Here is a 13,047-nt window from a genome sequence, read left to right as displayed (position 1 = left end):
GGCCCGCCGAGGCGGGTCGGCAGTGGATCAAAGGCGACCTGAGGTTGGCGATCGCCGCTCAACGAGGCTCGATGGGGATTCCGGGCCTGGCGTTTCGGGCTTGGGGTTTCGAGCTTGGCATGACGCGGTCGACATGACGCGGTCGGCTTGACGGGAGCGGCATGATGCAATCGGCATTGCCGGACGGGCTCAGCGCGCTTCCAGCACCAGGATGCTGCGCGCGGCGACCTGCTGCGTGTCGCCGGTGACCAGCGCTTGATCGTGCGGCGACCAGATGAATGGCTCCGAGGCGGTATCGATGGCCCGATGCCAGCGGCGGCCCGGTACCGGCGGCAATGCGAACGCCATCCGGTCCTTCCACATATTGAGCATCACATGCAGGTGCGGCTCATCGGGCTCGAGCCCGGCCAGCGTGAAGGCGAGCACACGGGCGCCGGGATCACCCCAGAGGGGCTTGTCGAGCTTGATGCCGTGCCAGCGGATGTCCGGGATGCCGCCCTCATGCTGGGGCTCGCCGGTGAGGAAATGGTTGCGCCGCAGCGTTGAATGACGCTGACGGAAGGCGATCATCCCGCGCGTGAAATCGAGCATCTCTCGATTGTCATCGGCGAGCCGCCAGTCGACCCAGGACAGCTCGTTGTTCTGGCAGTAGGCATTGTTGTTACCCTGCTTGGTGCGCAGCAGCTCATCGCCAGCCAACAACATCGGCACCCCTTGGCTCAGCAACAGCAGCGCCATGAAGTTGCGCGCCTGCTGGCGGCGTAGCGCCAGGATCGCGGGATCATCGGTCGGCCCTTCGACGCCGCAGTTCCAGCTCAGGTTGTGATCATGGCCGTCGCGATTGTCCTCGCCATTGGCCTCGTTGTGCTTCTCGTCGTAGCTGACCAGGTCGTGGAGCGAAAAGCCATCATGGCAGGTGATCAGGTTGATCGAGTTGCCCGGACGGCGGCCGCGGCTCTGGTAGAGATCGCTCGAGCCGGCGATCCGGGTGGCGACATCGCCGATCAGGCCCGGGTCGCCACGGACGAAGGCGCGGAGGGTGTCGCGGTAGAGCCCGTTCCACTCGGCCCAACGAAAGCCGGGAAAGTCACCGACCTGATAGAGTCCGGCCGCATCCCAGGCCTCGGCGATGATGTGCGCGCGGCCAAGCTCGGGCGAGAGCTCGACCGACCAGAGCACCGGCGCGTGGTACTGCGGATTGCCGTCCTCGCCGCGCGCCATCGCGCTGGCCAGGTCGAACCGGAAGCCATCCACATGCATGTCGTGCGCCCAATAGTAGAGCGAGTCGATCAGGAAGCGGGTGACCAGCGGGTGGTTGCAGTTGACGGTGTTGCCGCAGCCGGTGTAGTCGCGGTAACGGCGACGGTCGTCGAAATCGAGGTGGTAGAAGATCTCGTTACCCATGCCCTTGAAGCTGATGATTGGCCCATCGGCGCCGCCCTCGGCGGTATGGTTATAGACCACATCGAGGATCACACCGATGCCGGCGCGATGCAGCGCCTTGACCATGTCGCGGAACTCGTCGCGCGCGTGGCTCGGGTCGCAGGCATAGTGCGGGTGGGGCGCGAAGAAACTGTGGGTGCTGTAGCCCCAGTAGTTCTCAAGGCCGAGCTGTGCGGTGTTGGGCGGGACATCTTGCAGGTCGAAGGCCATCACCGGCAGCAGCTCGACGTGGGTGATGCCGAGCTCTGATAGATAGGGGATCTTCTCAATGATGGCGCGGAACGTACCGGGGTTCTGCGTGTCCGCAGATGGATGGCGGGTGAAGCCGCCGACGTGCAGCTCATAGATGATCGCCTCGGTGAGCGGCACATGGAGGTGCTGATCGCCTTCCCAGTCGTATTCGTCACGGACCAGCTTGGCGCGCATCGCGGTTTCCAGGTTACAGCCGGGCCGGCTGGCCGCATGCCGGTCCCAAAGCCGGTCGCTAACGGTGGTGCACCAGGGGTCGAGCAGGAGCTTGTCGGGATCGTGCCGGCAGCCACTCTCGCGCGTATCGTTCGGGCCGTCGATGCGCCAACCATAGTAGATCCCGTCCGGGAGGTCCTCGACGAGGACATGCCAGAAGAAGAAGGTGTGATTGACCTTCGGGTCGAGCTCGATGATCTGGAACGGCTCGCGGCTGTGATCCTGCTCGAATAGCAGCAGCTCTACCTTGGTGGCGTGGCGCGAGAAACAGCAGAAGTTGACGCCGCCTTCGGCGAAGGTGGCGCCGGCGAGTCCCCAGTCGCCGGCCTGAGTGCGGTAATGCTTGGATGCCATGAGGCGGAGGTTTCCTGGTCGGTCGTGGCGAGAATGGAGGCCGGTCGCGTGCGCCGCGGGCACTGGCTCCGAGGGTATCCTGCCCCCATGGTAAAGCCTCGCGGCAGATGACGGTATGTCGGCAGCATGACTGTCCGCCCGAGCCGGCTCACCGAATTGGATCGCCGAATTGGATCGCCGAGTTTGATCGGCGGGCCTGATCGCGAAGCAGGGGCGCCAAGCCTGGTCGCGAATGCCGGGGCGGCGAGCGCGTAGAATGCAGCGCAATGCAAGAGACCGAACGAGACTGATGCGATATTGCAGCCAATGCGGGGCGGGCGTCACGCTCACCGTGCCCGAAGGGGACAATATGCCGCGGCACGTTTGCCAAGACTGCGGCACCATCCACTATCAGAACCCGAAGATCGTGGTCGGCTGTATCCCGGAGTGGGGGGATCGGCTGCTGCTCTGCCGCCGTGCGATCGAGCCGCGCTACGGTCTCTGGACACTGCCGGCCGGATTCATGGAGAACGGGGAGACGGTGCAGCAGGGGGCAGCGCGCGAAACGTTCGAGGAGGCCGAGGCCCGGGTCGAGGTTGGCGCGCTCTACGCGCTGTTCAATCTGCCCCACATCAACCAGGTCTACATGCTGTTTCGTGCGCGCCTGCTCGCGCCGGAGTTCGGGCCGGGCAGCGAGAGCCTGGAGGCGGAACTGATGACCGAGGCCGAGATCCCCTGGGAGGAGATCGCGTTTCCCGTCATCCAGGAGTCCCTCCAGCTCTATTTTCGCGACCGCGCGGCGGGGCGGTTTCCGCTGCGTGCCGGCAGCATCCGGCGGCTCGACGGGCCAGAACGCCGCTATGAGGTCACCCTGGAAGACGCGCCCTTGTAGCCCATCGCTGCGCCGCTCTCGACATTATTGCACCTTCCACTCGTGCACGGCACTGCGCTGTGGCGTGCGAGAGACAGATCCCCAAGCGAAGACCTAGCCTACCCGTCAAGATCCTCCGGGGTGGCTCATCGCCTCCCTGACCATGGTTTGCGTGGCTCGGTCGCTGGATGATCGAGCCGCGATCACGGTCGGGTCGGGCTGGCAAGCCAAAGATGGTCGTTCTTTGACTTGTGCGGCTCGATTCTCGAATCGTGCTGAACTGTGAACGCCGTCGGTGGACACCGGAAAATCCATGGTCTATACAGCTTTCATGTAAGTTAGTAAATTATAATATTATTGACTAATTGACTTTTCGCAATGCCAATAATGCTGTGGTGTTCGTGCGACAAGTCGTCGTCGTTGCCCGGTATGGCATTGGGTGGTCGGAGATCGTCGGAGTGGGGCATATCGCCTTGGATGGGACATGCACAGGCTCCGCATTTCCTTGATGTACGAGCCATGAGAGGTGGTAACGGCTCATGAAGACGACAGGTGAGTGGCTAGCGAATGCGATTGGTCCGAGGGTCTCGGACGAGTTGGAATGCAGAGGGATCGACCGGCGCAGCTTCATCAAGTTTGCCGCCAGCATGACGGTGGCGATGGGATTGCCGATCGGGATGTCGGGTCGCGTGATGGCGGCGATCGAGGAGGGATCGTCCCGGCCGGCGGTGATCTGGCTGCATTTCCAAGAATGCACCGGCTGCACCGAATCGCTGCTGCGGGCGACCCATCCGACGCTCGAGACCCTGATCCTCGAGATGGTCTCACTGGATTATTCAGAGACGCTGCTCGCCGCGGCCGGACACCAGGCCGAGTCCGCGCTGCGCGATTCGATGCAGCGCAACGACGGTCGCTTCATCCTGGTCGTCGAGGGCTCGGTGCCGACCGCTGACAACGGCAACTTCTGCAAGGTCGCCGGGCAGACGCCACAGCAGATGCTGCACAAGATCGCGCCGCATGCGGCAGCGGCGATCGCGATCGGTTCCTGCGCCTCCTGGGGCGGGGTGCAGAGCGCGGCGCCGAATCCGACCGGCGCTGTGGGGCTTGCTGAAGCGCTGCAGCTCGAGGGCATCACCCAGGCCGACGGCAATGCGCTGCCGGTGATCAATCTGCCGGGCTGTCCGGCATCGCCCTATAACTTCCTGTCGACCGTTCTCTATTACCTGACGCTCAAGCAGTTGCCCCAGCTCGATGCCAAGGGGCGGCCGCGGTTCGCCTACGGGCGGCTGATCCACGACAACTGCGAGCGCCGTCCGCACTACGACGCTGGTCGCTTCGCCGAGGAGTACGGCGATGAAGGCCACCGCAAGGGCTGGTGCCTGTACAAGCTCGGCTGCAAGGGCCCCGAGACCTATGCCAATTGCCCAGCGATCGAGTTCGGCGATGTTGGCGGCAACACCTGGCCGGTCGGCATCGGGCACCCCTGCTTCGGCTGCTCCGAGCGCGGCGTCGGGTTCCACAAGGCCCTGCATGAGCAGGCCGATGTGACCGCGGTGACGCCGCCATCGATGTTCCCGGGTGTCTTCGCCGAGCACGGCGGCGGCATCACCGCCGCCTCAGCGGCCGTCGCTGGCGCCATCGCCGGCGGTGCGGCCGTCTATGCGGTGGGCGCGTACGACAAGCTCAAGCGCGCCGAGAAGGCTGAGGCCGCAGAGGGCGCTCAGCAAGACGGATGAGGACCCGCCCCGATGCGTTGCCGCTGCAACGCGGGGCGAGCCGGTTGAAGTTTGATCGGAGGTCAGGGCAATGAGTATCGATCGTCGCCATTTTCTGAAAGGTTTGGCGGCTGGCGCCGCCAGTCTCGGAGCCGGCTCCATTGCGGGTCCGGTTGCTGCACGGCCAGCGAAGGCGCTGGCCCCGGGTGCCGTCGGCATCCTTTACGATGCCACCCAATGTATCGGCTGCAAGGCCTGTGAGGTCGCTTGCAAGGCGCACAATGATCTGCCGCCGGTCGAGAACCCGGCGCTCGATCAGGTCTATGGGGTTCGGGGGGCCTGGGACGGTGGCGATGACCTCGACAGTCGCACGATGAACAAGATCAAGGCCTATCCGGGCCTCAAGACCGTCGAGGCGAGTCGCGCGGACGCGGTGCTGGCCGAGTCGGCAGCGGCGAGCGATGAGCTGAGCTTCGTCAAGCGCGCCTGCATGCATTGTGTCGATCCGAACTGCGTCTCGGCCTGCCCGGTAAGCGCGATGACCAAGGACCCGCAGACCGGGATCGTGCAGTACAACCCGGACGCCTGTATCGGGTGCCGCTACTGCCAGATCGCGTGCCCGTTCAATATCCCGAAGTTCGAGTACGAGAAGACCTTCCCGCAGATCGTCAAGTGCCAACTGTGCACCGATCGCATCGCCGAGGGCGGTATCCCGGCCTGCTGTGAGGCCTGCCCGACTGGGGCAAGCCTGTTCGGCCGGGTCGAGGACCTGCGCGCCGAGGGACATCGGCGGCTCGCGGCCGAGCCTGGCTCCCGCCTCGAGTATCCGATCCATGCGCTCGACAGCGCCGATACCAAGGTCGGGACCGTCGCCGACTATAGGCCGCACATCTACGGCGAGACCGAGACCGGCGGCACCCAGTACATGCTGATGGCCGATGTGCCGTTCGAGAAGTTGGGCTTGCCGACGCTGGATAACGAGTCGAGCGCGCGGCTCTCGGAGACCATCCAGCATACCCTCTATGGCGGCATGGTGGCGCCGACGCTGTTGCTCGGCGGACTGGTCTATGCGGCCTATCGCAATACCAGGGACGAGCGCGAGCGGGCGGACGACGGGCTGGGCGAGGGTGCCGGCATTGATGCGCCCGTGACGACCAACCCGAAGTCGGCTTCGGAAACGAAGGAGGGCAGCCGGTCATGAGTGAGCGCTTCCGTCCGATCGGCGGGCGTCTTTTGACCCCGCACTTCTATTTCCTCGGCGTCCTGTTGTTGATTGGCGCCTATTTTATCGTCAAACGCTTCATCTTCGGGATTGGCGCCGTAGCCAACCTGAGTGACGGCTTCCCTTGGGGGATCTGGATCACCTATGACGTCGTCACCGGGACTGCGATCGCCTGTGGTGGCTATGCGATGGCCTTGCTGGTCTACGTGTTCAATCGTGGCCAATTCCATCCGATGGTCCGTGCGGCGCTGCTGACCAGTGTATTCGGTTATACGCTGGCTGGCGCCTCGATCATCGTCGATGTCGGTCGCTGGTGGCAGCTCTATAATGTCTTCCTGCCTCAGTACATGAATCTGAACTCGGTGATGCTCGAGGTTGCGCTTTGCGTGACCCTCTACACCCTCGTGCTCTGGATCGAGTTCTCCCCGGCCATCCTCGAGGCGATGCAGGCGAAGCGTTGGCTGCGCAATCTGCGGCATTTCCTGTTCCTGGCGATCGGCCTCGGCATCCTGCTGCCGACCATGCACCAGTCATCGCTCGGCTCATTGCTGATCATCGCCGGTGACAAGGTCCATCCACTCTGGCAGAGCAACGTCATCCCGCTGTTGTTCCTGTTGACCGCGATTACGATGGGCTATGCGATCGTGGTCTTCGAGTCGCTGTATGCATCGGTCAACCTGAACCGACCGCTCGAAACGCCGCTTTTAGCCAAGGTCAGCGCGCTGATTCCATGGCTGTTGATCGCCTATCTGTTCATCCGCGCGGCTGATATCGCGCGCAGCGGCGAATTCGCAATGCTGTTGCAAGCTGGGCCCGAGCCGATCCTGTTCGCCATCGAGGTTGCGCTCTTCCTCTATGCGATCCGGTTGTTGCGTGACCCACAGAAGCGGGTACGGCCAACGGTGCTGTTCTGGACCTCGTTGGCGGTGCTGTTCGGGGGCGGGCTGTATCGCTTCAACGCCTTCATCATTGCGTTCGATCCTGGTCCGGGCTGGCATTACTTCCCGGCCGTCGGCGAGATGATGATCACCATCGGCATCGTCGCCTTCGAGATCATGGCCTACCTGTTCTTCGTGAAGATGACACCGGTGATGATGGCCGCTCCAGAAGGAGGGGGCTCAGATCGCAGGGCAGGGTCAGGTCTAGACACAGCTCGTTGGCTCGAAGGGGCGCCGTCTAGCACACAAGATTCAGCAAGCTATCGCCCGACGGCTGCGACATCCGCTTGACCGACACATGATTCGGCGGTGAGGGGTGGTCTGAGCGCCCGCGCCGCCAACCGGCTGGAGATTCGAGACAGTGAGCACGAACCGTATAACCGTCGACCCGGTGACCCGCATCGAGGGCCATCTGCGCATCGATTGCGACATCCAGGACGGCAAGGTCGTCGACGCCTGGTCCAGCGGCCAGATGTGGCGCGGTATCGAGACCATCCTGCGCGGGCGCGATCCGCGTGACGCCTGGCTCTACACCCAACGCATCTGCGGCGTCTGTACCACCGTGCATGCGATCGTCTCGTTGCGGGCGGTCGAGAACGCGCTGGATCTGGAGATCCCGTTGAATGCGCAATTGATCCGCAATCTGATCATGGCCTCGCATGGCATCCATGATCATGTCGTCCATTTCTATCATCTGTCGGCACTGGACTGGGTCGATGTGCCCGCGGCGCTGAAGGCCGATCCCAAGGCGACCGAGAAGCTGGCGCAGTCGATCTCGAATTGGCCGAACAATAACGCTCAGCACTTCGCCAATGTGCAGGAGCGGATCAAGAAGTTCATCAACAGTGGCCAGCTCGGCATCTTCTCCCACGGCTATTGGGGCCACCAGGCGATGATCTTGCCGCCCGAGGCCAATCTGATGGCGACGGCGCATTATCTAGAAGCGCTCGAATATCAGCGGCGCTCGAATCAGATCACGGCCGTGCTCGGCGCCAAGACGCCGCATGTGCAGAACCTCGCGGTCGGCGGTGTTGCCAATGCGATCAACCCGGATGATCAGTCGGCGCTGAATATGGAACGGCTGTCCTATGTGAAGACGCTGATGGACGAGATCGGCGCCTTCGTACGTGAGGTCTATCTACCCGATGTGACCGCGATCGCAGCGCTCTATGCCGATTGGCTGCCCTATGGTCAAGGCGTGACGAACTATCTATCGGCGCCGGATTTCCCGCGCGACGGGAAGGGGACCGAGTTCGGGATGCCGGGCGGCTATATCCCGAACGCCGATCTGTCACAGTTCCATCAGATCAGCCATTTCGGTGATCCCTATTTCGAGCAGAACGTCAAGGAGAGCATCAAGCACAGTTGGTATCAGGGTGATTGGACGCGCTCGCCGTATGAGGAAGAGACCGAGCCGGATTACACCGATTTCAACGAGGAGGGGGCCTACTCTTGGGTGAAGGCACCGACCTTCTTGGATCAGCCGGCGCAGGTTGGGCCGTTGGCGAACGTGCTCGCCGGCGTTGCGGCCGGGCATGAGCCGACCAAGAAGTACCTGAAGATCGCAATGGATCGGATCGGTGCATTGACCGGATCAGAGGTGCCGCTGTCGGTGCTGCATTCGACGCTCGGCCGGCATGCGGCGCGTTGTGTACGGACCCAGGTGCTGTACGACATGATGCAGGAGAACTACGACGCGCTGGTGACGAATATCGCGTCCGGTGATTTCACGAGCTTCAACAAGCCGGTGTTCCAGAAGGGCGAGCAGATGGGCTTCGGCTTCCACGAGGCGCCGCGCGGCATCCTGTCGCACTGGATCGTGATCGAGGATGGCAAGATCAAGAACTACCAGGCGGTGGTGCCCTCGACCTGGAACGCCGGACCGCGGAATCAGGATGATGCGCGCGGGCCTTACGAGGCGTCGTTGATCGACAACCCGGTGCTCGAAGAGGATCGGCCGCTGGAGGTCTTGCGCACTGTCCATTCGTTCGATCCCTGCCTGGCCTGCGCGGTCCATCTGCACGACAACGAGCGGCAGACGGTGGTGAAGGTGAGCACGGCTTGAGCTCGGCCGGAGCGGGCAGGGGAGGCGAGGCGATGAGCGATTCCGAGTTGTTGTCGGCGGCGGTGCCGGGCAGGGCGCGGTTCGGCCCTGCTGGTCTGTCGAGTAAGGCTGAGCCCGCGAGCGCGATGCTGATCGGGCTTGGCAACCTAATCATGGGCGATGAGGGCGTTGGCGTGCACGCGATGCGGCAGCTGGAGGCGGAGTACGCGTTCGAACCGCGGGTGGAGCTGGTCGATGGCGGGACTTCTGGGCTGGATCTGCTGCCGCTGCTCAAGGATCAGCGGCGGCTGCTGTTGATCGATGCATTGGCGTCGGATGCGCCGCCCGGGACGATTCGGGTGATTCGCGATGGCGAGATCCGGTCCGCATTGACCGAGAAGGTGTCGCTGCACCATCTCGGCATCGCTGACCTGCTGGCGCTCGCCGAGCTGCTCGATTATGCGCCGCCCGAGATCGTCCTGATCGGCATCGTGCCGGGGCGGCTGGAGATGGAACTGGCCTTGTCGGAACCTCTGCACGAGGTCATGCCGGAGATCGTCGAGACGGTCATGAGCGTTCTCGCTGACTGGGGGATCGCAGCGCGGCCGTGCGGCAAGACCGGCGGCGAACGCGCGGGCGGCGAGAGCAAGTTGAGCTGAGGCCAGATCGAGGGATCATCTGGGAACCGATTGAGGACGTGGGGGCGGCCTTGCAACGCGATCGGCGACGTCTGCCCTGACCACCTCCGCGCCGTATCGCGGAAGTCGGCCGCTCCCACAATTCGAATGGCGGTAGCACGGCTTGCTCAGCCGGCGTCTTCTGTTGATCCAACGACAGGCTGACATGCAGTGGGCTGAGGTGAAGGTGTATCGCATTCGATGCCGGACCGAGCCCGGTCGGGCGGGGGTCCCGCAGGTCTATCCTGTTGCTGCTGCCATCGCGTCGCCTATGCCCACCGCAGCTCGTGACGAATCGCAAACGGAGCCGCTGCTGACGATCGAGGAGCTGGCCGCGGTCGTCGGTGACACGCCTGGCGAGCTTATCGACGGGAGTTTCGTTCCGATGCGACCCACCGGCTGGCCACACGCGTTCACTGAGGCCCATGTGACTGCCAAGCTCCAACAGTACCTCGACGCCAATCTCGTTTTGGATCTGGTCGCGGATCTGTGTTGACGGCGCGGTCAAAAGCGACCCAGGCCATTACCTTTGAGTGGGTGAACTGTCGGCGTGGACCACGCATCTCCCAGATGCCGTCGTCTGGCTCCGTCCACTTGGACTCAAGGAAGTCCAACAGCTCTCGTTGCAGCGACCAGACCTGCGCTTCGGGCTCGATCCCGGCCCGGCGGGCCAGGTGCAGGGCGTCAAAGATTTCGCCATAGACGTCGAGCTGGTGCTGGGAGTGCGCGGCATTACCGATCAGCACCGGCCCGATGCCTTGATAACCGGGCAGCCAGTCCAACGCGTTCTCGCTGAGGCGGCGCTCTTCAGCGAGGCTGTACAGGATCTGCAGATCCTGGGGCCGACCTGCGGCGACCCGCAGCGGCCACTCTCGCCATCGGCGCACCTCGTCCATATAGCCCGAGATCAGAAAAGCGTAGAGCGTTAAGGTCGCATCCCGGAGCCAGCAATAGCGGAAACCAAAGTTGCGCCCCCCCGCCCAACTCTCGGGCAGACCCATCGTCGGCGCGGCAATGATGCCGCCGGTCGGCGAATACGTCAGCGCCTAGAGGGCGACCAGCGAACGCTCGACCGCTTTCGCATAGTCACCACGGTAGGTCGAACGCCGGCTCCAGTCACGCCACCAGCCTTCGGTCATGTCGCAGGCAGCCAACGGATCGATCGGGAGCGGCGGACATTGCTCGGACGGAAAGTGGGTCAGCACGAATGAGGCGACCTGTCCGGCGCCGACCTCGAAGCCACAGAAGGTCTGGTAGCCCTCTCCCTTCAGCGGGAGCTGTGTGCGCAGCTCCAGGGAATCAGGTCCGGCCGTGGCGATGATGCCGCCGTCGTTGGATTGCACCCATGGGATGACGGTGCCGTAGTCGAAGCGGATGGTCAGCTTCATCTCCATCGGCACCGAGCCTTGCAGGCCCTTGACGACCCGAACGACATCCGACCGTCCTTGCCATTGCGGCATGCAGTCGGTGATCAGCACCCGCCCGGTTGCAGTCTCGATCTCGGTGTCCAGTACCAGGGTCCCGGCTCGATAGCGGCGCCTGGTCCGCCGTGCCTCGCCGGTGGGCGCGAGCAGCCAGCGACCCTGATCGGGCCCGTCGAGCAGGCTGCACAGGCAGGCGGGGGAGTCGAACCGCGGCAGGCAAAGCCAGTCGATGGAACCGTCTCGGCCCACCAACGCGGCGGATCGGGTATTGCCGATCAGGGCATAGTCTTCGATGGGCGGTGCCATGCAGGCCTCCATCGTCTTGGTCGAGTGCTCGTCTTGCGGCCAATCCTACCGCGCGGGGCGTCAGTTTCTCACGCGGCGGCAGGTGAATGCTGCCGTTCGCCGCCCGGTGTGTGTCGCCGTTGTGCGGGGGCGCCATGTTGCTAAGGGCCCGCCAAGCTCAGCCTTTGCTCGTCGTTGCCGCTCGTCCAGCATCTGCGCGGGGCAGGAGCGAGTCCCTGATTGCTCGGCTTAGGTGGGTACGCGGCGAGCTATCGAGGGGGGCGGGGCAAGATGCGCCGCTTTTCCGTCGGCTCCGTCCGCTGTGAGGCCGTGGGGCGACCTTCCAACGCGATCGGCGACGTCTACCCTGACCCGGGGGGACCGGGACGGAACACGTAGCCGCAAGCGCCACTTCAAGGTCGGGCTGCGCACCGAGAAGACTCAGCTAAAGCGCAGCATGGCCGAGCTCAGCGAGCTGATGCGACAGATGCACCACCTACCCGTTTGGGAACAGGCGATCAACCTCAACCGAGTCCTGCGTACGCACGACGCCTACTACGGCATAGCCTGACCCAGGGGGGCGTGCATCGGTTAGTGGAAGGCTACTGGCACAAGATGCTCTGTAGTCGCAGCCGCAAGGGACAGGTCACTTGGGAGGTCGTCCACCGGATCAAGGAGCGGTTCCCGTTACAGCGACCGACGCTACATTGCCCTTACGCGGCCTTGCAAGCTCTCGCTGTGCTATGAATCGTTCAGCCCTCGAAGAGCGTCGTGCGGGACATCCGCTCGCGACGTTCTCTGGGAGCTGATGGCGGGTGACTGCCTCCCGCCACGCGGTGGGCGCGCTAAACATCCGCCTTTAGCCGATTAGCTACTTGTACGCGAGAACCTGCAAACAACAACGCGCCGAGACCAGAAAAGAAAAACCAAACGGTTGCTGGGAGGGGTACTACAGACGGGCTTACATCGAGAATCATATCGTCTAGACCATATCCGCCCCAACCAGACATGTCCGACGTTAACATAGTAACTTGCGAGATGTTCGCTTGATTGGAGGACACAAGCCAATCCAAGTCCAAACCACTTTTGCCTTGCTGTCCTACTCGGGTGTGTGTGCTAACGAGCGAGCCATTAATATCCCGTGCTTCAAACGTCACAAAGTCCGTAGCAAGAACTCCATTTTCGAGCAAATCTAGCGTTGTTATCCCGAACCCGAAAACTGGGCTAGAGAAGTCAAAGACGATGGGTTCGACCCAATCAATGGGCCTTATTGGTGAATTTGAGGAGTTTGCAGTCGAAATGAACCTTGTACCCGACACATTGCCTGGATGAAGAGGTACGTTAGGGGTTGCGTTGTGTGCCGGACCTGCGAACGCTTGCGGGGTGGAATCGAAATACGTTCTTCCCTCCATCACTAATCCATCCGAGGGATTTATGAATACACTTATACCACCTATCGAACGGACCTCTACTGCAGCACCGTCGGGGCCGATGTCTTCAAGAGTGTCAGTAATGAACGCGGCTTCAACAGATTGTGCCAATGTTAAGAAGCTGAGAGTGAAAAAGGTGCAAACCAATTCAAGGGTTTTCATTGATTATCTCCTTAAAAAAGCAAATTTCACAGCTTTGT

Annotated in this window: 10 protein-coding genes; 6 read left to right on the top strand and 4 right to left on the bottom strand. The window is 62.8% G+C overall.

What is annotated here, in order from left to right:
• Window positions 1-189: 189 nt before the first annotated feature.
• The gene (gene glgX / locus CKO40_RS07710) at window positions 190-2,262 is read right to left on the bottom strand and encodes a glycogen debranching protein GlgX (RefSeq protein ID WP_200345625.1); all 2,073 of its coding nucleotides are present in this window, start codon (window positions 2,260-2,262) and stop codon (window positions 190-192) included.
• A gap of 289 nt (window positions 2,263-2,551) precedes the next feature.
• Between glgX and CKO40_RS07705 the strand changes: the two genes are divergently transcribed.
• The 6 genes from CKO40_RS07705 to CKO40_RS07680 all read left to right on the top strand — a co-directional run bounded on the left by CKO40_RS07705 (window position 2,552) and on the right by CKO40_RS07680 (window position 9,690).
• Complete coding sequence (locus CKO40_RS07705; RefSeq protein ID WP_200345623.1) at window positions 2,552-3,133, top strand: NUDIX hydrolase; 582 nt, start codon at window positions 2,552-2,554, stop codon at window positions 3,131-3,133.
• A gap of 518 nt (window positions 3,134-3,651) precedes the next feature.
• A complete protein-coding gene (locus CKO40_RS07700) occupies window positions 3,652-4,848 on the top strand; it encodes a hydrogenase small subunit (protein ID WP_200345622.1) in 1,197 nt (398 codons plus the stop codon).
• 70 nt (window positions 4,849-4,918) lie between these two features.
• Entirely contained in the window at window positions 4,919-6,028 is a 1,110-nt protein-coding gene (gene hybA, locus CKO40_RS07695; RefSeq protein ID WP_200345621.1) for a hydrogenase 2 operon protein HybA, read from the top strand.
• On the top strand, window positions 6,025-7,278 hold the full coding sequence (hybB, locus tag CKO40_RS07690; RefSeq protein WP_200345620.1) for a Ni/Fe-hydrogenase cytochrome b subunit: 1,254 nt from the start codon (window positions 6,025-6,027) through the stop codon (window positions 7,276-7,278). Before hybA ends, hybB begins: the two co-directional genes overlap by 4 nt.
• A 70-nt stretch (window positions 7,279-7,348) precedes the next feature.
• Window positions 7,349-9,052 carry a nickel-dependent hydrogenase large subunit gene (locus CKO40_RS07685; RefSeq protein ID WP_200345618.1) on the top strand — a complete coding sequence of 568 codons (1,704 nt, stop codon included), beginning with the start codon at window positions 7,349-7,351 and terminating at the stop codon, window positions 9,050-9,052.
• A 32-nt stretch (window positions 9,053-9,084) separates the two neighbouring features.
• Complete coding sequence (locus CKO40_RS07680; RefSeq protein ID WP_242476898.1) at window positions 9,085-9,690, top strand: HyaD/HybD family hydrogenase maturation endopeptidase; 606 nt, start codon at window positions 9,085-9,087, stop codon at window positions 9,688-9,690.
• Window positions 9,691-10,121: 431 nt separating this feature from the next.
• Here CKO40_RS07680 and CKO40_RS07675 read toward each other — a convergent pair whose 3' ends face one another.
• The 3 genes from CKO40_RS07675 to CKO40_RS07665 all read right to left on the bottom strand — a co-directional run bounded on the left by CKO40_RS07675 (window position 10,122) and on the right by CKO40_RS07665 (window position 13,009).
• Window positions 10,122-10,751, bottom strand: coding sequence for a glycoside hydrolase family 15 protein (locus tag CKO40_RS07675; protein WP_276570794.1), 630 nt, complete (start codon window positions 10,749-10,751; stop codon window positions 10,122-10,124).
• A 3-nt stretch (window positions 10,752-10,754) separates the two neighbouring features.
• On the bottom strand, window positions 10,755-11,438 hold the full coding sequence (locus CKO40_RS07670) for a trehalase-like domain-containing protein (RefSeq protein ID WP_200345616.1): 684 nt from the start codon (window positions 11,436-11,438) through the stop codon (window positions 10,755-10,757).
• An 824-nt stretch (window positions 11,439-12,262) separates the two neighbouring features.
• Window positions 12,263-13,009, bottom strand: a complete 747-nt coding sequence (locus tag CKO40_RS07665) for a hypothetical protein (protein WP_200345615.1) — start codon at window positions 13,007-13,009, stop codon at window positions 12,263-12,265.
• Window positions 13,010-13,047 lie beyond the last annotated feature (38 nt).

It is taken from the genome of Halochromatium glycolicum (assembly GCF_016584085.1).
GTDB classification, from domain to species: Bacteria; Pseudomonadota; Gammaproteobacteria; order Chromatiales; family Chromatiaceae; genus Lamprobacter; species Lamprobacter glycolicus.
The sequence above is the reverse complement of the archived record's forward strand: the minus strand, read 5'-3'. Positions and strand labels throughout refer to the sequence as shown.